Source organism: Streptacidiphilus anmyonensis, assembly GCF_000787855.1.
Classification (GTDB): domain Bacteria; phylum Actinomycetota; class Actinomycetes; order Streptomycetales; family Streptomycetaceae; genus Streptacidiphilus; species Streptacidiphilus anmyonensis.
Window position 1 is genome coordinate 907 of sequence record NZ_BBPQ01000052.1, and the last position, 20,811, is coordinate 21,717.

At 74.0% G+C, this 20,811-nt stretch carries 19 protein-coding genes and 2 pseudogenes; 14 read left to right on the forward strand and 7 right to left on the reverse strand.

The annotated features are described in order from the left end of the window. Positions 1 to 213 precede the first annotated feature (213 nt). A complete protein-coding gene (locus TR50_RS49870) occupies positions 214 to 864 on the reverse strand; it encodes a hypothetical protein (RefSeq protein ID WP_042429835.1) in 651 nt (216 codons plus the stop codon). On the opposite strand from TR50_RS49870, the gene TR50_RS31060 reads away from it, so the two are divergent. Next, positions 808 to 1,716 (forward strand): hypothetical protein, encoded by a 909-nt coding sequence (locus tag TR50_RS31060; protein ID WP_201776900.1) that lies wholly within the window; start codon positions 808 to 810, stop codon positions 1,714 to 1,716. The genes TR50_RS49870 and TR50_RS31060 overlap by 57 nt on opposite strands. A gap of 113 nt (positions 1,717 to 1,829) precedes the next feature. On the opposite strand, the gene TR50_RS31065 is transcribed toward TR50_RS31060, so the two are convergent. Then, entirely contained in the window at positions 1,830 to 3,185 is a 1,356-nt protein-coding gene (locus TR50_RS31065; RefSeq protein ID WP_152648735.1) for a DUF1015 family protein, read from the reverse strand. A 132-nt stretch (positions 3,186 to 3,317) separates the two neighbouring features. Here TR50_RS31065 and TR50_RS31070 point away from each other — a divergent pair, with 132 nt between their 5' ends. Beyond that, entirely contained in the window at positions 3,318 to 3,806 is a 489-nt protein-coding gene (locus tag TR50_RS31070) for a tetratricopeptide repeat protein (protein ID WP_084701275.1), read from the forward strand. Then, positions 3,796 to 4,848 (forward strand): HAD-IIA family hydrolase, encoded by a 1,053-nt coding sequence (locus TR50_RS31075; protein ID WP_042429839.1) that lies wholly within the window; start codon positions 3,796 to 3,798, stop codon positions 4,846 to 4,848. Before TR50_RS31070 ends, TR50_RS31075 begins: the two co-directional genes overlap by 11 nt. 39 nt (positions 4,849 to 4,887) lie before the next feature. Here the strand turns inward: TR50_RS31075 and TR50_RS31080 are convergent, their stop codons facing one another. After that, the gene (locus tag TR50_RS31080) at positions 4,888 to 5,235 is read right to left on the reverse strand and encodes an SCP2 sterol-binding domain-containing protein (protein WP_042429842.1); all 348 of its coding nucleotides are present in this window, start codon (positions 5,233 to 5,235) and stop codon (positions 4,888 to 4,890) included. 119 nt (positions 5,236 to 5,354) lie between these two features. Between TR50_RS31080 and TR50_RS47530 the strand changes: the two genes are divergently transcribed. The 7 genes from TR50_RS47530 to TR50_RS31115 all read left to right on the forward strand — a co-directional run bounded on the left by TR50_RS47530 (position 5,355) and on the right by TR50_RS31115 (position 12,334). Continuing rightward, positions 5,355 to 6,248 carry a hypothetical protein gene (locus TR50_RS47530; protein WP_052441565.1) on the forward strand — a complete coding sequence of 298 codons (894 nt, stop codon included), beginning with the start codon at positions 5,355 to 5,357 and terminating at the stop codon, positions 6,246 to 6,248. 256 nt (positions 6,249 to 6,504) lie between these two features. After that, positions 6,505 to 6,684: a hypothetical protein gene (locus TR50_RS47185; RefSeq protein ID WP_160311214.1), complete on the forward strand. Its 180-nt coding sequence runs from the start codon at positions 6,505 to 6,507 to the stop codon at positions 6,682 to 6,684. Then, entirely contained in the window at positions 6,671 to 7,531 is an 861-nt protein-coding gene (locus TR50_RS31095) for a TlyA family RNA methyltransferase (RefSeq protein WP_042429848.1), read from the forward strand. Before TR50_RS47185 ends, TR50_RS31095 begins: the two co-directional genes overlap by 14 nt. A 348-nt stretch (positions 7,532 to 7,879) precedes the next feature. Continuing rightward, a complete protein-coding gene (locus TR50_RS31100; protein WP_042429850.1) occupies positions 7,880 to 8,794 on the forward strand; it encodes an NAD kinase in 915 nt (304 codons plus the stop codon). A 96-nt stretch (positions 8,795 to 8,890) separates the two neighbouring features. Further along, positions 8,891 to 10,624, forward strand: a complete 1,734-nt coding sequence (gene recN, locus TR50_RS31105; RefSeq protein ID WP_042429943.1) for a DNA repair protein RecN — start codon at positions 8,891 to 8,893, stop codon at positions 10,622 to 10,624. 68 nt (positions 10,625 to 10,692) lie between these two features. Continuing rightward, on the forward strand, positions 10,693 to 11,883 hold the full coding sequence (locus tag TR50_RS31110) for a glycosyltransferase family 4 protein (protein ID WP_042429853.1): 1,191 nt from the start codon (positions 10,693 to 10,695) through the stop codon (positions 11,881 to 11,883). A gap of 37 nt (positions 11,884 to 11,920) precedes the next feature. Next, complete coding sequence (locus TR50_RS31115) at positions 11,921 to 12,334, forward strand: VOC family protein (RefSeq protein WP_042429945.1); 414 nt, start codon at positions 11,921 to 11,923, stop codon at positions 12,332 to 12,334. A 20-nt stretch (positions 12,335 to 12,354) separates the two neighbouring features. Here TR50_RS31115 and TR50_RS31120 read toward each other — a convergent pair whose 3' ends face one another. Beyond that, on the reverse strand, positions 12,355 to 12,786 hold the full coding sequence (locus tag TR50_RS31120) for a hypothetical protein (protein ID WP_042429857.1): 432 nt from the start codon (positions 12,784 to 12,786) through the stop codon (positions 12,355 to 12,357). A 152-nt stretch (positions 12,787 to 12,938) separates the two neighbouring features. Between TR50_RS31120 and TR50_RS31125 the strand changes: the two genes are divergently transcribed. Together TR50_RS31125 and TR50_RS31130 are read left to right on the forward strand one after the other, a co-directional pair. Next, positions 12,939 to 14,198 carry a sensor histidine kinase gene (locus tag TR50_RS31125; RefSeq protein WP_042429861.1) on the forward strand — a complete coding sequence of 420 codons (1,260 nt, stop codon included), beginning with the start codon at positions 12,939 to 12,941 and terminating at the stop codon, positions 14,196 to 14,198. Continuing rightward, positions 14,183 to 14,845: a response regulator transcription factor gene (locus TR50_RS31130; RefSeq protein WP_042429864.1), complete on the forward strand. Its 663-nt coding sequence runs from the start codon at positions 14,183 to 14,185 to the stop codon at positions 14,843 to 14,845. Before TR50_RS31125 ends, TR50_RS31130 begins: the two co-directional genes overlap by 16 nt. Before the next feature lie 477 nt (positions 14,846 to 15,322). Here TR50_RS31130 and TR50_RS31135 read toward each other — a convergent pair whose 3' ends face one another. The 3 genes and pseudogenes from TR50_RS31135 to TR50_RS50200 all read right to left on the reverse strand — a co-directional run. Then, positions 15,323 to 15,988: an HAD-IA family hydrolase gene (locus TR50_RS31135; RefSeq protein WP_042429866.1), complete on the reverse strand. Its 666-nt coding sequence runs from the start codon at positions 15,986 to 15,988 to the stop codon at positions 15,323 to 15,325. A 57-nt stretch (positions 15,989 to 16,045) separates the two neighbouring features. After that, positions 16,046 to 17,686, reverse strand: a pseudogene (locus TR50_RS31140) (glycoside hydrolase family 15 protein); the annotation flags it as partial. Between the two features lie 165 nt (positions 17,687 to 17,851). Then, positions 17,852 to 18,025, reverse strand: a pseudogene (locus tag TR50_RS50200) (trehalase-like domain-containing protein); the annotation flags it as partial. Positions 18,026 to 18,456: 431 nt separating this feature from the next. On the opposite strand from TR50_RS50200, the gene pyrG reads away from it, so the two are divergent. Beyond that, entirely contained in the window at positions 18,457 to 20,124 is a 1,668-nt protein-coding gene (pyrG, locus tag TR50_RS31145; protein WP_084701279.1) for a CTP synthase, read from the forward strand. Then, positions 20,121 to 20,765, forward strand: coding sequence for an NUDIX domain-containing protein (locus TR50_RS31150; protein ID WP_042429872.1), 645 nt, complete (start codon positions 20,121 to 20,123; stop codon positions 20,763 to 20,765). Before pyrG ends, TR50_RS31150 begins: the two co-directional genes overlap by 4 nt. Positions 20,766 to 20,811 lie beyond the last annotated feature (46 nt).

Sequence of the window (20,811 nt, forward strand, 5' to 3'; positions counted from 1 at the left end):
GGTGACCGTGGTCCGCGTCGCGATGACCGCCCCTCGTCCTACAGCGACCGTGGTCCGCGTCGTGACGACCGCCCCTCCTACGGCGACCGTGACCGTGGCGGGGACCGTGGCCCGCGCCGTGACGACCGCCCGTCGTCCTACAGCGACCGCGGCCCCCGCCGTGACGACCGTCCGTCGTACGGTGACCGCGGTCCGCGTCGCGATGACCGTCCGTCATACGGTGACCGTGGCCCGCGTCGCGATGACCGCCCCTCGTCCTACAGCGACCGTGGTCCGCGCCGTGACGACCGTCCGTCGTACGGTGACCGCGGCCCGCGCCGCGATGACCGTCCGTCCTTCGGTGACCGTGACCGGGGTGGCGACCGTGGTGGTTTCCGCCGTGACGACCGTCCGTCGTACGGTGACCGTGGCCCGCGTCGGGATGACCGCCCCTCGTCCTACAGCGACCGTGGTCCGCGTCGCGATGACCGCCCGTCGTACGGGGACCGTGGTCCGCGTCGTGACGACCGTCCGTCGTACGGGGACCGTGGTCCGCGTCGCGATGACCGCCCCTCCTACGGTGACCGTGACCGGGGTGGCGACCGTGGTGGCTTCCGCCGTGACGACCGCCCTTCCTACGGCGACCGCGACCGTGGCGGAGACCGTGGCGGGGACCGGGGTGGGTTCCGCCGGGACGACCGGGGTAGCCGTGGGCCGCGTCGTGACGACCGGCCGTCGTACGGCGACCGCGACCGGGGCGAGCGCAGCGCGCCGACGCGTCGGCTGCCGGTCGACGAGGACGTCACGGGGCAGGAGATCGACGCCGACGTGCGCCAGGAGCTGATGACGCTCCCGAAGACGCTCGCCGACGACGTCGCGAAGCACCTCGTCATGGTGGCGCGTCTGATCGATTCGGACCCGGAGCAGGCCTACGCCTACTCCCGCGTCGCGCTGCGGCTCGCGTCCCGCGTCGCCGCCGTCCGTGAGGCGGCGGGCTTCGCCTCCTACGCGACCGAGCGCTACTCCGAGGCGCTGACCGAGTTCCGTGCCGCGCGGCGGATGACCGGGTCCGCTGACCTGTGGCCGGTCATGGCCGACTGCGAGCGCGGCCTGGGCCGTCCGGAGCGGGCGCTGGAGATGGCCGGCGCGCCGGAGGTCAAGCAGCTGGACAAGGCCGGCCAGGTGGAGATGCGTCTGGTCGCCGCCGGGGCCCGCAAGGACATGGGGCAGCTCGAGGCCGCTGTGGTGACCCTGGAGTCGCCGGAGCTGGCGTCGCACGCGGTGCAGCCGTGGACCGCCCGCCTGCGCTACGCCTACGCGGACGCGCTGCTCGCCGTCGACCGTGAGGCCGACGCGCGCGAGTGGTTCGCCAAGGCCGCCGAGGCGGACCAGAACGGCATGACGGACGCTGCGGAGCGTCTCGCCAAGCTGGACGGCATCGAGTTCGTCGACGCCCTCGACGAGGACGACGAGGACGACGACGCCGACCTCTCGGGTGACCTTCCCGTCGACGTCGCCGAGGCCGAGGCCGCGGAGGACGAGGCGGAGGCCGCGGCGGACGCCGAGGACGACGACGAGGACGAGGACGACGCGGAGATCGGCAACGCCCTCGACATCGACGAGGTCAGCGCCGAGGGCGGCGGTCTCTTCGACGGCGGCGACGGCGAGGACTACTACGAGGACGACGACGAAGAGGACGAGGAGGAGGGCTTCAGCCGCTCCGACGACCGTCGCTGAGCCCGTCACCTGACCCGGTAGAACGACGCCACGGCACAACGACGGCACGGCACAACGACAGAGGGTCTGTCCCGGTGGGTATTCCGCACCGGGACAGGCCCTCTGTCGTTTCGTCAGCCGAGGCGCAGGTTGCGCAGGACCAGGCCGGTGGCCGGCTTGGGGCCGAAGGAGGTGGACTTGCGCGGCATCGTGACGCCCTGTTCCGCGAGGCGTCGCACGACGCCCTCCTCGACCGGGTTGAGCAGGACGGCGGTGCCGCCGGAGCGCACGGCCTCACGGATGGCCGCGCCGGTGTCGTGCAGGTAGCCGATGTGCTCGGGGTCGTCCGGGACCTGCCAGATCCGCTCCAGCAGCAGGCTGTGCAGCACGGTGGCGTCGAGGCGCCGGTACTCCTCCGGCAGGTCGGCGGGGACGGCGGCGGCCAGGGCCGCCTCGTCGGGGCCGGTCAGCAGGTGGAACCCGCTCTCCCCGGCGAGCAGGAAGGCGTTGTCGGGGCCGTCCGGGTCGCCGTCGGACTTCGCGGCGGCCAGGGTCTTGAGGGCGGGCTCGGCCTCGTCGCCGAGGTCGGTCACGTGCCAGTCGCCGCCGACCGCGCGCAGGCGCGCGAGCGCGTCGCGCAGGGGGAGCCGTTGCAGGACGCGGTGGATGGCGCGGACCCGCAGTGGGTACTCGGCGGTGTCGACCAGCAGCACCATGCCCCGGTCCCAGGGGCTCTGCGCCAGGTGGCGATGTTCGTGCTGAAGGCGCAGGTACATCGCCCACCGGTGGTGGCCGTCGGCGATCAGCGCACGGCACGTGGCGAGGTCGGCGGAGACGTCCGCGAGGTCCTGCCGGTCGGACACGGCCCACAGGCGGTGCCGGGTGCCGTCGCTGGTGGTGGTCTCCAGCAGCGGGTCGCGCCGCGCGGCGCGCTCGACGACCGCGGCGGCGCGGCCGTCGCCCCGGTAGGTCAGCAGCAGCGGTTCCAGGTTGGCCTTGGTGGTGCGCATCAGGCCGACCCGGTCGGCGACGGGACGCGGCATCACGTCCTCGTGCGGCAGCACCACGCCGACCCGCGCGTCGCTGACGGCCAGGGCGCCGATCAGGCCGCGTTGGAGCAGGCCGCCGTCGGCCTCGGACGTGCGCTGTTCGTAGACGTAGAGGGCGGGTTCGGGGTCGGGTCGCAGCACGCCCTGGCGCTGCCAGGTCTCCAGGAGGGCCGCGGCGTGCCGGTAGCCGTCCTCGGCGGTGGGTTCGGGGCGGGGGAGGATCAGACGGACGACGTTGTGCGGGTCGCTGTCCTCCAGCCGGGTACGGCCGTCGGGGTCGACGACGTCGTACGGGGGCGACGTGACGGCGCCGAGAGAGCTGACCCGGTCGGGGTCGTAGCGCAGCCCGCGGAAGGGCGACAGGGAAAGGCCGAGTGCGGCCACCTTCCCGGCGTCGCCGTAGCGCGTCTCACTGGCGTCGTCAGCACTGACTCGTCTCATTCTGGGCATGTTAATCCGACGGGTGTGGTTGTTGATCGTTAATCGCATGGATGCGGTGGTGGATCGCCGAAAGTTCGCAGCGCGGACATCACGAAGGCGACCGAGGGGAACGGCACGGGAGGTCTTGGCCGGATGACTGAGCAGGGGAGACCGGGCGGCGGGGTGTACGACTGGTTCCGGCGCGGGATCGCGATGCTGGCGCAGGGCAACGCGGGTGCGGCGGTGCAGCTGCTGAGCCATGCCGTCGAGGAGGAGCCGCACTCGCGGGCGATCCGTGAGGCGTTGGCGCGGGCGCAGTTCGAGACGCGCGCCTACGCCGCGGCGCTGGAGAACTTCCGGGCGGTCGCGCTGGCGGATCCGTCCGACGACTACGCGCAGTTCGGTTGGGGTCTGGCGGCGGCGCGCCTCGGCGACTTCGAGTCCTCGGCGGAGCATCTGGCCCTGGCGGTGGCGATGCGTCCGTCGTCGAAGCCGTACCGGGATGCGCTGCGTCAGACCCGGGCCACCCTGAAGGCCCGCGCCGGCGGTTTCGGTACGGTCGGAGGTGACCGGCTGCGCCACGACGACGTGCCCGCCGACCCGCACGCCGACTCGCAAGGAGATCCGTCCGATGGCCGCTGAGCAGTCCGAGCAGTCCCCGCAGTCCCCGCGGACCGAGCAGGCACAGCCTCTCCACCTCGCCTACGACACCGCGCTCCTGGACCTGGACGGGGTGGTCTACGCGGGCCCGGCCGCGATCCCGCACGCGGTCGAGGCGCTCGACGCCGCCCGCGCGGCCGGCATGCACCTCGCCTACGTGACCAACAACGCCTCCCGCACCCCGCAGGCGGTCGCGGCGCACCTGACCGAGCTGGGTGTCGCGGCCGCCCCCGGCGACGTGATCACGTCCGCGCAGGCGGCGGCGCGGATCGTCGCCGAGAGGATCCCAGCGGGTTCGGCGGTGCTGGTGGTCGGCGGGGAGGGGCTGCGCGAGGCGGTGCGCGAGCGCGGGCTGGTGCCGGTGGCCTCGCTGGACGAGAACCCCGCGGCGGTGGTCCAGGGCTACGACCCGACGATCGGCTGGCCGCAGCTGGCAGAGGCCTCCTACGCGGTCCAGCGCGGGCTGCCGTGGATCGCGTCCAACACCGACCTGACCATCCCGACGGCGCGCGGCACCGCACCCGGCAACGGCACGCTGGTCGCGGCCGTCCGGACGGCGACGGGCGTCGAGCCGGAGGTCGCCGGGAAGCCGCTGCCGCCGATGCACCGCGAGACCGTGATCCGCACCGGCGCGAAGCGCCCGCTCGTCGTCGGAGACCGGCTGGACACCGACATCGAGGGTGCGTTCAACGGCGGCGTGGACAGCCTGCTGGTCTTCACCGGGGTGACCCGTCCCGAGCAGTTGCCCGAGGCCGAGCCGAAGTACCGGCCCACCTACCTCGCCGCGGATCTGCGCGGCCTGCTGGCCGTCCCGCCGGCCGTCGAGGAGCTGGGCGAGGGCGCGTTCCGGTGCGGCGGCTGGACGGTCGCCGCCCGCGAGGACGGGCGGCTCGGCTTCGCCGGTGGGCGCGGCGCCGACCCCTACGCGGGCCTGCGCGCCCTGTGCGCGGCCACCTGGAGCGCGGCGGACGCCGGCCGCCCCGTGCCGGAGTGGCACAAGGCGCTGGCCGAGCTGGGGCTGTGACCCGCACGATCCGCGTGCGGCCGTCCGCCGGGTGAGGAGCTACAGGAGGCTGCGCAGCTTCAGCAGGTCGAGGATGCTCGCCTCCAACTTCACCCGACCGGAGCCCCAGGCCTTCGCGAAGTTCAGCCGGCCGTCGACGAGCGCGAGCAGGTCGTCGCCGCTGAGCGCGAGCCGGATCTGCGCCTTCGTCGCCGGCCTGCCCGGGGCCTCCGCCAGACCCTGGATGTGCCCGGCGCGCAGCTGCCCGGTGAAGGTCAGGTCCAGATCGCTGATCCAGCAGCTCAGCGAACGGTCGAGCTGCGCCGCGGCCCGGGCGTTCCCGCTGGCCTTGCCGAGGTTCTCGCTGAAGGTGGTCAGTGCCTCACGGCATTCGAGCGGGGTGGCCATCGCGGGGGTGGACTCCTCTGCCGGGGTCGGGGCTTCGACCGACCGTACCGCAGCGCCGGGGCCTCACGACGACGGCGGAGGCGGTAGCGTCGGAGCGACGGCGAGCTGTGGAGGGACGTGTGGACGAGGCGGGGATGCGCGAGATGGTCCGTGACTACGTGAGGATCGCCAGCGGGATCGCGACGGGCGTGGCGGAGGAGGTGCACAAGCGGCTGCCGACGCCGGTCCGCGAGCTGGCCGACGGCGTGGTCGAACGGGCGCGTGCGGAGGGCGAGAAGGCCTGGCACCGGCTCGGCGACGGCGTCGTCCAGGCGGGCGTCGTCCTGGAGTACCTCGAACGCCAGCTGCGCCAGGTGCAGGGCACGGTGCCGGCGGCTTCGCCGTCCAGCGCGCCGTCCGCTTCGCCGTCCGCGGGGGAGTCCGCCGCGGGTCCCTCCCGCGCGGAGCAGGCGTTCCCCCGTACGGAGTCCCGCCCGCGCCCGGAGTCCCGCCCCCGTCCGGTCCGCGTCCCCGTCGACGCGGAGGACGCCGACGCGGCGGCGGCCGCCGCAGCCCGACGCGCGGCCGCGGTCCCCGCGATGCGCGACCGCGGCAACACGGCGAAGACGCCTGCGGCGTCGGCGGCCCCAGCCCCGAGCCCGACGGCGGCCCCGACCCCGGCGAAGAAGGCGGCCGGCAGGAAGACCGCGGCGAAGAAGACGGCGCCCGCGAAGCAGTCGATGCCGCGCAAGCCCGCGTCCGCGCCGTCCGCCGCCGCTGAGGCGACGGCGGAGCCGACGATGCCGGCCACGCCTTCGGCGAAGCTGCCCCCGGCGGCTCCGGCCAAGAAGCAGTCGACGGTGACGAAGAAGACCGCGGCGAAGAAGACCGCGGCGAAGAAGGCCCCGACGAAGAAGGCCGCCGTCAAGAAGACCAGTGCCGTGAAGAAGACCAGTGCCGTGAAGAAGACCGCCACGGCCAAGAAGGCCGCTGCCAAGAAGTCCGCGACCGAACCGGGCACCGCCGATGAGTGACACCCCGGGCGCCCCGATCCGGCGCCCCCTCGCCGCCCCGCCCGGGGCGGACCGCGCCGGGGACGGCCAGGAGGCCGTGCCCGTGCCTTCGGCGCCGCTGCCGGGTCCCGCGGCCGCGCCGCGGCCGGGACCGGTCGGTTCGGCCGGTGCTGGTGCCGGTGCGTTGCCGCGCCCCCTGGCTGGGCATGCCGAGGGTCGCGGCCACGAGCCCGCAGCGGCTGCCACGGTGCAGGCCCCCACGTCGTCTCCCTCCGTCGTGGAGACCGGGAACCCCGCCGTGGACGGCGCGTTGGCGCGGTTGGAGACGATCGCCGAGGTGCCGGCCGAGGCGCGGGCCGGGGTGTACGGGGAGGTGCACGACCTGCTCCGGGATACCCTCGCGGGGTTGGACGAACGGCCGGGCGGGGCGCCCACGCCGTTGAATGTGGCTCGTTGAGCGCGAGCACCGAGCAGCAGGAGCTGAACCGTACGTGGCAGTCGCACGACGCCGTCTGGACGCCGAACTGGTCCGCCGGAACCTCGCGCGGTCGCGCGAGCACGCGAGCGAGCTGATCGCCGCCGGGCGGGTGACGGTCGGGGGGACGGTGGCGACCAAGCCCGCGACGCAGGTGGAGACGTCCGCGGCGGTCGTCGTGGCGAAGGACGAGAACGACCCGGACTACGTGTCCCGGGGCGGGCACAAGCTGGCGGGCGCGCTGACCGCGTTCGTGCCGCTGGGGCTCGCGGTCGAGGGGCGTCGCTGTCTCGACGCCGGGGCGTCGACCGGTGGGTTCACGGACGTGCTGCTGCGGGCGGGCGTGGAGCGGGTCCTCGCCGTCGACGTCGGTTACGGCCAGCTGGCGTGGTCGCTGCAGAGCGACGACCGGGTCGTGGTGATGGACCGCACCAACGTGCGCGAGCTGACGCTCGCACAGATCGGCGGGGAGCCCGTCGATCTCGTGGTGTCCGACCTGTCGTTCATCCCGTTGGGGCTGGTGCTGCCGGCGCTGGCCGCCGTGACGGCGTCCGAGGGCGATCTCGTGCTGATGGTGAAGCCGCAGTTCGAGGTGGGCAAGGAGCGGCTGGGCAGCGGCGGCGTGGTGCGCAGCGCGCAGCTGCGGCAGGAGATGATCGAGAAGGTCGCGGCACAGGGCGCCGAGCAGGGGCTGGGCGTGCGGGCGGTGACCGCGAGCCCGCTGCCGGGGCCGTCCGGGAACGTGGAGTACTTCCTCTGGTTCCGGCGCGACGCGCCTCCGCTGGACCCGGCCGACGCGGCGCGCGCCGTCGCGGAGGGGCCGCAGTAGCCGAGGGCGACCGCTGTCCGAACCCGCCTGGCCGGCGAGCACTGACCGGCGAGCACTGGCCGGCGAGCGCTGACCGCCGATCACTGACCGCCGAGCGTCGACGCGCGGTCGGGCTCCGCTCGTCCCCGGTCGCGCCGCCGTCGAGCCGTGGTCGGTGCGGCGTCGAGGCGGCGTCGAGGCGGCGTGGAGAAGAGTCGAGGCGGCGTGGAGAAGAAGGGAACCGGGCCGGAAAAGGACCGCGGCAGCGCCGACCGCAGCGGGTAGGGTCGAAGAGCAGCGTCAAGTAGCCCACGAGGGGGAGGCGCGCGGCCCGGCCGACGTCGTCCGGGCGGGCGCCGAAGGAGGCCCATGCCCGACCAGCCTGTCGACCAGTTCGACCGCACGGTCTTCCTGATCGCGCACACCGGGCGCGAGGCCGCCTTGAAGAGCGTCGAGTGCCTCGTCGAGGGCCTGCTCAAGGCCTCGATCGGGATCCGCGTGCTCGCCACCGAGGCGCCCGACATGGGGTTCCCGGAGGGTGTGGAGGTGGTGCAGCCGGGGCCCGCCGCAGGCGAGGGCTGCGAGCTGATCCTGGTGCTGGGCGGGGACGGGACGCTGCTGCGCGGCGCCGAGCTGGCGCGTGAGTTCGGGGTGCCGATGCTCGGGGTGAACCTGGGCCGGGTCGGCTTCCTGGCCGAGGCCGAGCGGGACGACCTGCACAAGGTCGTCGAGCGCGTGGTGGCGCGGGACTACGAGGTCGAGGAGCGGATGACGATCGACGTCGTGGTCCGCGAGGACGGGCGCGTGGTCCACACGGACTGGGCGCTGAACGAGGCCAGCGTGGAGAAGGCGGCCCGCGAGCGGATGCTCGAGCTGATCATGGGTGTGGACGGGCGCCCGGTCTCCTCCTTCGGCTGCGACGGTGTGGTGTGCGCCACGCCGACGGGCTCCACCGCGTACGCGTTCTCGGCGGGCGGTCCTGTGGTGTGGCCGGAGGTCGAGGCGCTGCTGCTGGTGCCGATCTCGGCGCACGCGCTGTTCGCCCGTCCGCTGGTGACCTCGCCGCACTCGGTGCTGGAGGTGCAGGTGCAGCCCGGCACCTCGCACGGGGTGCTGTGGTGCGACGGTCGCCGTACGTACGAGCTGCCGGCGGGGGCGCGGATCGAGGTGCGTCGCGGCCACAACCCGGTCCTGCTGGCCCGGCTGCACCGGGCGCCGTTCTCGAAGCGGCTGGTCACCAAGTTCCAGCTGCCGGTGACCGGCTGGCGCGGCAGCGCCGAGTAGCGCCGCGTAGCACAGTCGGGCGGCGGAAGCGTTCGTACTGACGCTCGAACCACGCGCGTACGGGTGGCTCGTCGCGAGAAGGGCCCCGGACCTCGTATCGTCAGGTGCGTGCTGGAGGAGATGCGGATACGAGCCCTGGGCGTGATCGACGACGCCGTCGTCGAACTCGCGCCGGGGTTCAACGTCGTCACCGGTGAGACCGGGGCGGGCAAGACCATGGTGGTGACCAGTCTCGGCCTGCTGCTCGGCGGACGGGCGGACGCGGGTCTGGTGCGCAACGGCGCCGAGCGGGCCGTCGTCGAGGGGCGGGTGGAGCTGCCCGACGGCTCGGCCGCCGCGGAGCGGGCGCTGGAGGCGGGGGCCGAACTCGACGAGGGCGTCCTGCTGCTGACCCGCACGGTGTCGGCCGAGGGGCGCTCACGGGCCCATGTAGGCGGACGCTCGGTGCCGGTCAGTCTGCTGCAGACGCTCGGCGAGGACCTGATCGCTGTGCACGGGCAGAGCGACCAGCAGCGGCTGCTCCGGCCCGCCCGGCAGCGCGGCGCGCTGGACCGCTTCGCGGGCGACGACGTCTCCGAGCCGCTGCTGGCCTACCAGAGCGCCTACCGGCAGCTGCGCGAGGTGTCCGCGACGCTGGAGGAGCTGACCACCCGGGCGCGCGAGCGCGCCCAGGAGGCCGACCTGCTGCGCTTCGGCCTGGACGAGGTCGCCGCCGCGGAGCCGCTGGCGGGCGAGGACGAGGAGCTGGCCGCCGAGTCGGAGCGGCTCGGCCACGCCGACGCGCTGTCCTCCGCCGCGACCGTGGCCCACGGCGCGCTCGCCGGCGACCCGGCCGACCCGGACGTGGTCGACGCGGGGATGCTGGTCGCGCAGGCCAAGCGGGCCCTGGAGGCGGTGCGCTCGCACGACGAGCGGCTCGGCGCGCTGGCGGACCGGGTGGGTGAGGTCTCCTACCTGCTCGCCGACATCGCCCAGGAGCTGGCCGGCTACGCCGAGGACCTGGACGCGGACCCGGTGCGGCTGGCGGCCGTGGAGGAGCGTCGCGCGGTGCTGGCGCACCTGGTGCGCAAGTACGGCGTCCCGGCCGAGGGCGTGGAGGGCCTCGCGGCGGTGCTCGCCTGGAACGACGGGGCGGGGCGGCGGCTGGCCGAGCTCGACGGCGACGACGAGCGGATCGGTGCTCTCGAAGAAGAGCGGCAGTCGCTGACGGAAACGGTGTCCGCGCTCGCCGAGCAGCTGAGCGCCGCCCGGCACGCCGCCGCCGAGACCTTCGCCGAGGCGGTCACCCGCGAGCTCACCGAACTGGCCATGCCCCACGCACGGGTGAGTTTCGGGATCACCCGATCGGCGGATTTCGGCCCCTACGGCTTCGACGACGTCGAGGTGCTGCTCGCCCCGCACCCGGGCGCGGCGCCGCGCCCGATCGGCAAGGGCGCCTCCGGCGGTGAGCTGTCCCGGGTGATGCTGGCCGTCGAGGTGGTCTTCGCCGGCGCCGACCCGGTGCCGACGTACCTCTTCGACGAGGTCGACGCAGGCGTCGGCGGCAAGGCCGCCGTCGAGATCGGCCGCCGCCTGGCCCGGCTCGCCCGCACGGCGCAGGTCGTCGTCGTCACCCACCTGCCGCAGGTGGCGGCGTTCGCCGACCGGCACCTGGTGGTCGAGAAGACCGTCGCCGGCACCGTCACCCGGTCCGGCGTCAAGACGCTGACGGACGAGGAGCGGGTGCGCGAGCTGTCCCGGATGCTGGCCGGGCTGGAGGACTCCGAGCTGGGCCGCGCCCACGCCGAGGAGTTGCTCGCCGCCGCCCGTGAGGGCGCAGGTCGCCCCTGACCGCCCGCGGTCACCGACTCCGACCGCACCGCCTCCCGAGTAACGAACGAAGGAAGACGACGCCGACCGTGACCGCCAACGCAGCGCAGACCACCCCCGCCGGGTCGACCGACGAGCTCCGCGCCGTGCTCGTGGTGGCCGGAACGACCGGCGGCATCGGCGCGCACGTGCGCTCGCTCGCGGCGGGACTGAGCGCGCACGGGGTCGACGTCACCGTGTGCGGGCCGGCCGAGACCGACAAGCTGTTCGGCTTCTCCAGCGCCGGGGCGCGCTTCCACGCCGTGGAGATCACCCCGACGCCGGGTCCGCGCACCGACGCCGCCGCGGTCGGCGAGCTGCGCCGGGCCTTCGCCCGCGCGTCGCTCGTCCACGCCCACGGCCTGCGGGCGGCGCTGCTGTCCGATCTGGCGCTGCGCACCGCCCGCGCGCAGGAGATCCCGCTGGTGGTCACCTCCCACTCGGCCAATCTGGCCACCGGCATGGAGCGGCGGCTGCTGCGGATGATGGAGCGCCGGGTCGCCCGCGGCGCGGACCTGGTCCTCGGCGCCTCCTCCGACCTGGTCGCGCGGGCCCGGGACCTGGGCGCGACCGACGCCCGTCTCGGCCCGGTCGTCGCCCCGCCGCTGCCGCCAGCCGTCGCGGACCGGGAGCAGACGCGGCGCGGGCTGCTGTCCGAGAAGGGCCGCCGCGGCGCGGCCAAGGAGGCCGCGCGCAAGGAGGCGGGCGACCGCCCGATCGTGCTGGCCATCGGCCGGCTGACGCCGCAGAAGAACTTCCAGCTGCTGCTGGACGCCGCCTCCGGCTGGCGCGGCGGCGAGGACCATCCGCTCCTCGTGATCGCGGGCGTCGGCGCGGAGGAGGCGGCGCTGAAGGCCCGGATCAAGGCCGAACGCCTGCCCGCCAAACTGCTCGGCTACCGCGAGGACGTCGCCGAACTGCTCGCCGCCGCCGACGTCGTGGTCATCTCCTCCCGCTGGGAGGCCCGCCCGCTGGTCGCGCAGGAGGCGCTGCGGGCCGGGGTCCCCGTCGTCGCCACCGCGGTCGGCGGCCTGCCGGAGCTGGTCGGCGACGCGGCCGTGCTGGTCCCCTCGGGTGACGCGACGGCCCTGGCGGCGGCGGTCTCCGCGCTGCTCGCCGACCCGGTCCGCCGCGCGGAACTGGCGGCCGCGGGCCCGCTCCAGGCGGAGACCTGGCCGACCGAGGCCGACACGGTGGCGCAGGTCCTCAGCGTCTACGACGAACTCACCTCGGAGCGCTGACCGCCCGGTCGGCGCTGCCGGACCTACCGTGGACGGCATGGACTGGACTCTCGAAGTCGTCGTCGTGCCCGTCTCCGACGTGGACCGGGCCAAGGCCTTCTACAGCGAGCAGCTCGGCTTCCACGTCGACGTGGACCGCCGCATGAGCGAGCACATGCGGGTCGTCCAGCTGACGCCTCCCGGCTCCGGCTGCTCCGTCGTCGTCGGCGAGGGGGTGACCCGGGCGGCGCCCGGCGCCTACCAGGGCCTCCAGCTGTGCGTCACCGACATCGAGGCCGCCCGTGCCCGGCTGGTCGAACGCGGTGTCGAGGTGGACGGGGTGTTCCACTTCGGCCCGAACGGGCGCGAGGAGGGGCATGGCGGGCCGTGGAACAGCTTTCTGGCGTTCAGCGACCCGGACGGGAACGGCTGGGTGGTCCAGGAGGCGCCGCAGGACCGCTCTCAGCGCTGAGCCTTCCAAGCCTGAGCCTTTCAACGCTGAGGCTTCCAGCGCTGAGCCCTCGGGAAGGCGGCGCACAGCGCCGGGGTGCGCGCCAGCAGGGCGGCCCGCAGGACGGGCACCATGCAGGCGCACTGCACCACGGTGTACCAGGGCGGGCAGACGCCGGGGATCAGGTCCACCCCGACGATCGCGACCGGCATGACCGCCGCGAGGCCGCGGATCCGCTCGAAGGACCGGCGTGATCCCCCCGAGGCGGCGACGGCCGCCCGGTGCAGCAGCACCGCGACCACGGGCAGCAGCGCCGCCCGCACCCACATGAACGTGTTCGGGGCGTGTCCCGCGACCGCCGCCGCGACGACCGCGAGCAGGCCGAGGGCGCTGAGCCCGGCGTAGAGCCTGAGGCAGCGAAGGACGGCGCGGAAGGCTTCCTGCGTGGCGGTCTCTTCTGTCGTGGTTTCCATGGTCGTCGACGCTACGGAGCGCCGTCGCGCGCCGGTATCGGCCTGGACCCACTCCGGGGTGGGGCCAGCCCCACTCCCGCGCCGATCAGGCCCTTTCGGGGCCGCGCGCAGGGCACAGTGGTGGCACCGGAGCGGAAGACGGAAGAGGAGTCATGGGGAGAGCGGGTTCGTGGGCGGGGCGCGCCGGGAGGGGGTTCCGGCGGGCGTGCGTCGTGGCGGCGGTCAGCCTGCCGGTCCCGGCGGTGTGGGCGGCCGCGGTGGCCCTGGGGATCCGACGGGGCGCGGCCAACCCGTGGTCGTGGCTGCTGCCGGGCGTGCTCGTCTGCGTCGGCACGCTTGCCCTGGCCCGCCCGGTCTGCCGGGCCGTCCGCTGCCTCGTCGCCCGCTGGACCGGCACACCGATCCCGGCCGGCTACCGGCAGGCCGGGCCGGTGACGCTGATGTCCACCGGCTACTGGTGGAACGGCTTCTCCTACGAGCACACCCGCCGCGACGCGCTGATGGACCAGCGCTGGCGGGTCCGCTGGCTGGACCCCGCCAACTGGCGTGATCTGCGGTTCGTCCTGGTCCTCCCGTTCACCGCCGGCCTGGTCGCGTGCGTCCCGCCCGCAGGGCTGGCCGCGGCGGTCCTCGGGCTCGGCCGTCCGGAGCCGGGCGCCCGCCTGCTCGGCGCGCTCGGCCTGGTCGTCGCCGTCGTCTCGGCGCCGTACGCCTGGCGGCCGGTCGAGCGGGTGGCGCTGCGGTTCCTGCGCCCGTCCCGGGCGATGGCCCTGGCCGACCGGGTGGACGAGCTGACGGCCCAGCGCGCGGACGTGACGGTGGCTCAGGCCGCCGAGATCCGCCGGATCGAACGCGACCTGCACGACGGCGCGCAGGCGCGGCTGGTCTCTCTCGGGCTCTCGCTGGCGACCGCCGAGCGCCTGATGGAGACCGACCCCGACCGGGCCAAGGCGCTGATGCGCGAGGCCCGCACCGGCGCGGCCGCCTCGCTGAGCGAGCTGCGCGACCTGATCCAGGGGATCAGCCCGCCCGTGCTGAGCGAGCGCGGACTGGTCGACGCCGTCCGCGCCCTCGCCCTGGACGTGCCCCTGGAGGTGACGGTCGGCGCCGACGGTCCGCTGCGCCTGGACCCGCCGATCGAGTCCGCCGTCTACTTCGGCGTCGCCGAGCTCCTGACCAACGCGGTCAAGCACGCCCGCGCGTCCCGGGCACGGGTCTCGCTGACGCGCGACGGCATGCGCCTCGTCGTCGAGGTCGAGGACGACGGCCGCGGCGGGGCCTGCGCGCGCGCCGACGGCGGTCTGGCCGGCCTGCGCCGCCGTCTCGCGGTCTTCGACGGGACGCTGGAGGTCACCAGCCCGTCCGGCGGGCCGACCCGGGCGATCATGATGGTGCCATGCGAATCCTTGTAGCCGAGGACCTCTACCTGCTGCGCGAGGGCATGGTCCGCCTGATCGAGGCCTACGGGCACGAGGTGGTGGCCACGGCCGCCACCGGCCCCGAGACGCTGGCGGCGCTGCGCGCCTGGCGTCCCGACGTCTCGGTGGTCGACGTCCGGATGCCGCCGGGCCAGTCCGACGAGGGCCTGCGGGCGGCGCTGGCCGCCCGCGCGGAGATACCGGGCCTTCCGGTGCTGATCCTGTCCCAGCACGTCGAGCAGTTGTACGCCCGCGAGCTGCTCGCCGACGGCTCCGGCGGCGTCGGCTACCTGCTCAAGGAGAGCGTCTTCGACGCCGACCAGTTCGTCGGCGCGCTGGAACGCGTCGCGGGCGGCGGCACCGCGATGGACCCCGCCGTCATCGCGAAGCTGCTGTCCGGCGGCGCGCCGGGACGGGCCCTCGACCGGCTCACCGAGCGCGAGCACGCGGTGCTGGCCCTGATGGCGGAAGGGCTCTCGAACCAGGCCATCGGGCGCCGGCTCTTCCTCAGCGAGAGCGCCATCGGCAAGTACACGACCTCGATGTTCGGCAAGCTCGGCATCGCGGACGACGACGACACCAACCGCCGCGTCCGCGCCGTCCTCACCTACCTGAACCAGCCCGGTCGGCGGGAAGACTGAGGCGGAGGACCAAGGGCGCGGGCTCGCAGCGCGGCCGAACGCGGGGCGAGCCGGGGCGGGAGGATCCGCGCGGGCCCCGGGGGGGGCGGGATGTCCCCGCGCGGCGGCCCGGCAGGACATCCGGGCGTGGGCCCTGGGCAGGCCGCCGGGAAGTCCCGGGCGGTCCCCGCGGAGGATCCACGCGCGGGGCCCCCGGAGGCGTGAATCCGCGGGGGCCGGATGGGAGAACTGCGCCGGCCCCGGGCGCGAGATCCGCACGCGGGCCCAGGCGGGATATCCCAGCGTGGCGGCCCTGGGCAGGCTCCGCAGGGACGTCCCCAGGCGGTCCCGGGGGGGAGATCCGCACGCGGGCCCAGGCGGGATATCCCAGCGTGGCGGCCCTGGGCAGGCTCCGCAGGGACGTCCCCAGGGCCGTCCCGGCGGGAAATCCGTGCAGCGACCCCGCCGGGGCCGGGCCGGGCCGTCGCCGGGCGGGCCTCAGCCGGTGATGTGCAGGGTCAGGGTGCCGTCCGGGCGGTGGTCCACCGCCACCTGGTCCAGGGTGGCCACGGTCACCGTCGCGCCGTAGGCGGCTGTCGACGCGCCGATGCCGACGACGCGCATGCCTGCGGCGAGGCCTGCGGCGACGCCGGCCTCGGAGTCCTCGAAGACGACGCAGTCGGCAGGCTCGAAGCCCAGCTCCGCCGCGCCCTTGAGGAAGCCCTCCGGGTCCGGCTTGCTCGCGCTGACGTCTTCGGCCGTCACCCGGACGTCCGGCATGCGCAGGCCCGCCGCGCTCATGCGGGCCGTGGCGAGGGCGACGTCCGCGGAGGTGACCAGGGCGTGCGGGGCGGTCGCGATGGCGGCCAGGAAGGCGGGGGCGCCGGGGATCGGGACGATGCCGTCGAGGTCCGCCGTCTCGGCGGCCAGCATCGCCGCGTTGTCGGCGATGTTCTCCGCGACGGGGCGGTCGGGCAGCAGGATCGCCATGCTCTCGTGGCCCTGGCGGCCGTGCACGACCTCCTCGACGCGCTCCATCGCGAGGCCGTGCTCGGCGGCCCACCGGCCCCAGACGCGCAGCACGACCGCGCCGGAGTCGACCAGCGTTCCGTCCATGTCCAGCAGCAGTGCGCGGGCGTCGAGGTATATGGGCGGCTGAGACATGGCGGTCTCTCCAAGGGGTGGCGACGGTATTTTGTGTCGCCAGTCTACAAAATGGCGCTACATGCCCGGCAGGCCGCCCACCGCCGTCAGCCGCAGCGCGGTGTCGATCAGCGGGACGTGGCTGAACGCCTGCGGGAAGTTGCCCACCTGACGCTGGAGCCGCGGGTCCCACTCCTCGGCGAGCAGCCCCACGTCGTTGCGGATCGCCAGCAGCCGGTCGAACAGCTCCCGGGCCTCGCCGACGCGGCCGATCATGGCCAGGTCGTCCGCCAGCCAGAACGAGCAGGCCAGGAACGCGCCCTCGTCGCCGGGAAGGCCGTCGCCGCCCTCCTCCTCGCCCTTGGTGGCGTAGCGCAGCACGAAGCCGTCGGGGGTGAGCAGCTCGCGCTGGACCGCCTCGATCGTGCCGATGACCCGCTTGTCGTCCGGCGGCAGGAAGCCCACCTGCGGGATCAGCAGCAGCGAGGCGTCCAGCTCCCGCGAGCCGTAGGACTGCGTGAAGGTGTTCCGCTCCGGGTCGTAGCCGTACTCGCAGACGTCCGCGTGGATGGTGTCGCGCAGCTCGCGCCAGCGCTCCAGCGGGCCCTCGTGCGGGGTCTGCTCGATCATCCGGATGGTGCGGTCCACCGCGACCCACGCCATCACCTTGGAGTGCACGAAGTGGCGGCGCGGACCGCGCACCTCCCAGATGCCCTCGTCCGGCTTGTTCCAGTGCTGCTCCAGCCAGGAGATCAGGCGCAGTTGCAGCATGTGGGCGTGGTCGTTGCGGGCCAGCCCGGTCATGTGGGCCAGGTGCAGCGCCTCGACGACCTCGCCGTAGACGTCGAGCTGGAGCTGGTCGGCCGCGCCGTTGCCGATGCGGACCGGCGTGGAGCCCTCGTAGCCGGGCAGCCAGTCGAGCGTGGTCTCGGTCAGCTCCCGCTCGCCCGCGATCCCGTACATGATCTGGAGGTTCTCCGGGTCGCCGGCCACCGCTCGCAGCAGCCACTCGCGCCAGGCCCGCGCCTCGTCGCGGTAGCCGGTGCGCAGCAGCGAGGAGAGCGTGATCGTCGCGTCGCGCAGCCAGGTGTAGCGGTAGTCCCAGTTGCGGACCCCGCCGATGTCCTCGGGCAGCGAGGTCGTCGGCGCGGCCACGATGCCGCCGGTCGGCGCGTAGGTCAGCGCCTTCAGCGTGATCAGTGAGCGGACCACGGCCTCGCGGTAGGGGCCGTGGTAGGTGCACTGGGCCACCCAGTCGCGCCAGAACTCCTCGGTGAAGGCCAGCGCCTCCTCCGGGTCCGGGGCGTCGGGCGCGCCGAGGTGCGAGGGCTGCCAGGTCAGCGCGAAGGCGATCCGCTCCCCGGCGGAGACGGTGAAGTCCGCGTACGTGGTCAGGTTGCGGCCGTAGGTCTCGGCCTCGCCGTCCAGCCACACCGAGTCCGGTCCGGCCACGGCCACCGTGCGGGTCTGCCCGCCGTCCTCGACCCGGTGCACCCACGGCACCACGCGCCCGTACGAGAAGCGCATGCGCACCGCCGAACGCATCCGCACCGAGCCGCTCACGCCCTCCACGATGCGGACCATCTGCGGGACCGCGCCGCGCTCGGGCAGGCCACGCGGCGGCATGAAGTCGACGACCCGCACGGTGCCGCCGGGGGTGTCCCACTCCTGCTCCAGGATCAGCGAGTCGCCCCGGTAGCGGCGGCGCGCGGACGGCGGCGCGGGCGCGGCGGCGGTCGGCGGCAGGACCTTGAAGGAGCCGCTGTCGTCGAAGGAGACGGCCTGGAAGGTGGCCGGGTCGAGCGCGCCGGCGTCCAGCGACCCGGTGTCGGACCAGGCGGACTGCTGCTGCCCGGCGGCGTCCCCCTCCGGGGCCGGCGTGGGCTCGGCCGGGCCGATCCGCCAGAAGCCGTGCTCGTCCGTGCCGAGCAGGCCGGCGAAGACGGCGGGGGAGTCGAAGCGGGGCAGGCACAGCCAGTCGACGGCGCCGTCCCTGCTGACCAGGGCGGCGGTCTGCATGTCGCCGACGAGCGCGTAGTCCTCGATGCGGGCGGCCACGTGGTTCTCCAGTTCGCGATGAAGGACTGCGGTGGCGGTCTGGGGAGGCCCGTGCCCCCTGGGACCGCCGGGGCTCCCGAGCAGACGGTGTCCGTGCAGAATACTTCGGATCATGCGCTGCCCGGGAACAGTCCCGGAACCCGGCGTGCCGATCCGTTTCTTCCACAAGACGTTCAAAGGTCGTTCAAAAGACGTTCCGAGGACGTTGGCAGGACGTCCTCACGTCATCCTCGCGACCTTCTCGGGACCCTCCACGGCGCGCCTCGGGGGCGCTCCGAGAGCAGGCGGCCGAACGCACTGATACCCTGGTACTCCGTGGATTGGTACTGAGTCCGCCCACCAGGGCTCGGCTCAGGGACCCTTTCGATCCACCCCGGCACCCCCTCGGCGGTTGGTGCGGGTGTTGTTGACGCGACCACGGGAGCCCCCTCTTGGCACAGCCCCATTCCGGTAAGGCCGGCACGACGACCAAGCACCTCTTCGTCACCGGGGGCGTCGCCTCCTCGCTGGGCAAGGGGCTCACGGCCTCGAGCCTCGGGGCCCTGCTCAAGGCCCGGGGTCTGCGGGTCACCATGCAGAAGCTCGACCCGTACCTCAACGTCGACCCCGGCACGATGAACCCGTTCCAGCACGGCGAGGTCTTCGTCACCGACGACGGCGCCGAGACCGACCTCGACATCGGCCACTACGAGCGCTTCCTCGACACCAACCTGCACGGCAGCGCCAACGTCACCACCGGTCAGATCTACTCGACCGTCATCGCCAAGGAGCGGCGCGGCGAGTACCTGGGCGACACCGTCCAGGTCATCCCGCACATCACCAACGAGATCAAGTCCCGGATCCGCCGCATGGCGACCGAGGACGTGGACGTGGTGATCACCGAGGTCGGCGGCACCGTCGGCGACATCGAGTCGCTGCCGTTCCTGGAGGCCGTCCGCCAGGTCCGCCACGAGGTCGGCCGCGACAACGTCTTCTTCGTCCACGTCTCGCTGCTGCCCTACATCGGCCCCTCCGGCGAGCTGAAGACCAAGCCGACCCAGCACTCCGTCGCCGCGCTGCGCAACATCGGCATCCAGCCCGACGCGATCGTGCTGCGCGCCGACCGCGAGGTCCCGGCCGCGATCAAGCGCAAGATCTCGCTGATGTGCGACGTCGACGAGGAGGCCGTGGTCGCCGCGATCGACGCCCCCTCCATCTACGACATCCCGAAGGTGCTGCACAGCGAGGGCCTGGACGCCTACGTGGTGCGCCGCCTCGACCTGCCCTTCCGCGACGTCGACTGGACCCAGTGGGACGACCTGCTGCGCCGCGTCCACGAGCCCAGCCGCCACGTGAAGATCGCGCTGGTCGGCAAGTACATCGACCTGCCGGACGCCTACCTGTCCGTCACCGAGGCGCTGCGCCACGGCGGTTTCGCCAACAACGCCAAGGTCGAGATCAAGTGGGTCACCTCGGTCGACTGCGAGACCCCCGAGGGCGCCCGTGCCCAGTTGGGCGACGTCGACGCGATCTGCATCCCCGGCGGCTTCGGCGAGCGCGGCGTGGACGGCAAGGTCGGCGCGATCACCTTCGCCCGCGAGAACGGCGTGCCGCTGCTGGGCCTGTGCCTGGGCCTGCAGTGCGTGGTCATCGAGGCCGCCCGCAACCTGGCCGGTCTGGCCGAGGCCAACTCCACCGAGTTCGACCCGGCCGCCAAGCACCCGGTCATCTCGACCATGGCCGAGCAGCTGGAGATCGTCGACGGCAAGGGCGACCTGGGCGGCACCATGCGCCTGGGCCTGTACCCGGCCAAGCTCGCCGAGGGCTCCATCGTCCGCGAGGTCTACGGCGGCGAGCAGTACGTCGAGGAGCGCCACCGCCACCGCTACGAGGTCAACAACTCCTACCGCGCGGAGCTGGAGAAGACCGGCATCCAGTTCTCCGGCCTGTCCCCGAAGGGCGACCTGGTCGAGTACGTCGAGTACCCGCGCGACACCCACCCCTACCTGGTGGCCACCCAGGCCCACCCGGAGCTGAAGTCCCGTCCGACCCGCCCGCACCCGCTCTTCGCGGGCCTGGTCGCCGCCGCGATCAAGGTCCAGGACGGCGCGGGCGCGTGAGCGACGCCGACGCGGACGTCGTCGCGCTGAGGGACACGCCGGACTCGTGGGAGGTGCGCGCCGAGCGCACCGCCTTCGAGGGCAGGATCTGGGACATCGTCTCCGACGACGTCGTCATGCCGGACGGCCGCACCGCCGCGCGCGACTACGTGAAGCACCCCGGCGCGGTCGGCGTGCTCGCCCTGGACGAGCAGGGCCGGGTCCTGCTCGTGCGTCAGTACCGGCACCCCGTCCGGCACCGCCTGTGGGAGATGCCGGCCGGTCTGCTCGACGTCCCGGGCGAGAACCCGCTGCACGCGGCCCAGCGCGAGCTGTTCGAGGAGGCCCACCACAAGGCCGGCGACTGGCGTGTGCTGGTCGACCTCTACCCCACCTCGGGCGGCTCCGACGAGGCCATCCGGGTCTACCTCGCCCGCGACCTCGGGGAGTCCGAGGACGAGCGGTTCGCCGCCGAGGGCGAGGAGCTGGACCTCCAGGTGCGCAGGTTCCCGCTCGACGAGGTCGTCCGCGCGGCGCTGGCCGGCGAGCTCCACAACGGCGCACTGATCGCCGGCGCGCTGGCGCTGAACGCCGCGCTGGCGAGCGGGACGCTCGACACCCTCCGCCCGGCCGACGCGCCCTGGCCGGCACGGCCGTTCTGAGACAGGCCACCGGCGTGCGGACGGTCCTCATCGATCAGGACCGTCC

Bases quoted from the DNA above. Each gene is read 5' to 3' on its own strand.
- TR50_RS31135 (WP_042429866.1), bottom strand. From the start codon at position 15,988: ATGTCTCAGCCGCCCATATACCTCGACGCCCGCGCACTGCTGCTGGAC.
- TR50_RS31075 (WP_042429839.1), top strand. From the start codon at position 3,796: ATGGCCGCTGAGCAGTCCGAGCAGTCCCCGCAGTCCCCGCGGACCGAG.
- TR50_RS31130 (WP_042429864.1), top strand. From the start codon at position 14,183: ATGCGAATCCTTGTAGCCGAGGACCTCTACCTGCTGCGCGAGGGCATG.
- TR50_RS31080 (WP_042429842.1), bottom strand. From the start codon at position 5,235: ATGGCCACCCCGCTCGAATGCCGTGAGGCACTGACCACCTTCAGCGAG.
- TR50_RS31065 (WP_152648735.1), bottom strand. From the start codon at position 3,185: ATGAGACGAGTCAGTGCTGACGACGCCAGTGAGACGCGCTACGGCGAC.
- TR50_RS31125 (WP_042429861.1), top strand. From the start codon at position 12,939: ATGGGGAGAGCGGGTTCGTGGGCGGGGCGCGCCGGGAGGGGGTTCCGG.
- TR50_RS31095 (WP_042429848.1), top strand. From the start codon at position 6,671: ATGTGGCTCGTTGAGCGCGAGCACCGAGCAGCAGGAGCTGAACCGTAC.
- TR50_RS31100 (WP_042429850.1), top strand. From the start codon at position 7,880: ATGCCCGACCAGCCTGTCGACCAGTTCGACCGCACGGTCTTCCTGATC.
- TR50_RS31115 (WP_042429945.1), top strand. From the start codon at position 11,921: ATGGACTGGACTCTCGAAGTCGTCGTCGTGCCCGTCTCCGACGTGGAC.
- TR50_RS31120 (WP_042429857.1), bottom strand. From the start codon at position 12,786: ATGGAAACCACGACAGAAGAGACCGCCACGCAGGAAGCCTTCCGCGCC.
- TR50_RS31070 (WP_084701275.1), top strand. From the start codon at position 3,318: ATGACTGAGCAGGGGAGACCGGGCGGCGGGGTGTACGACTGGTTCCGG.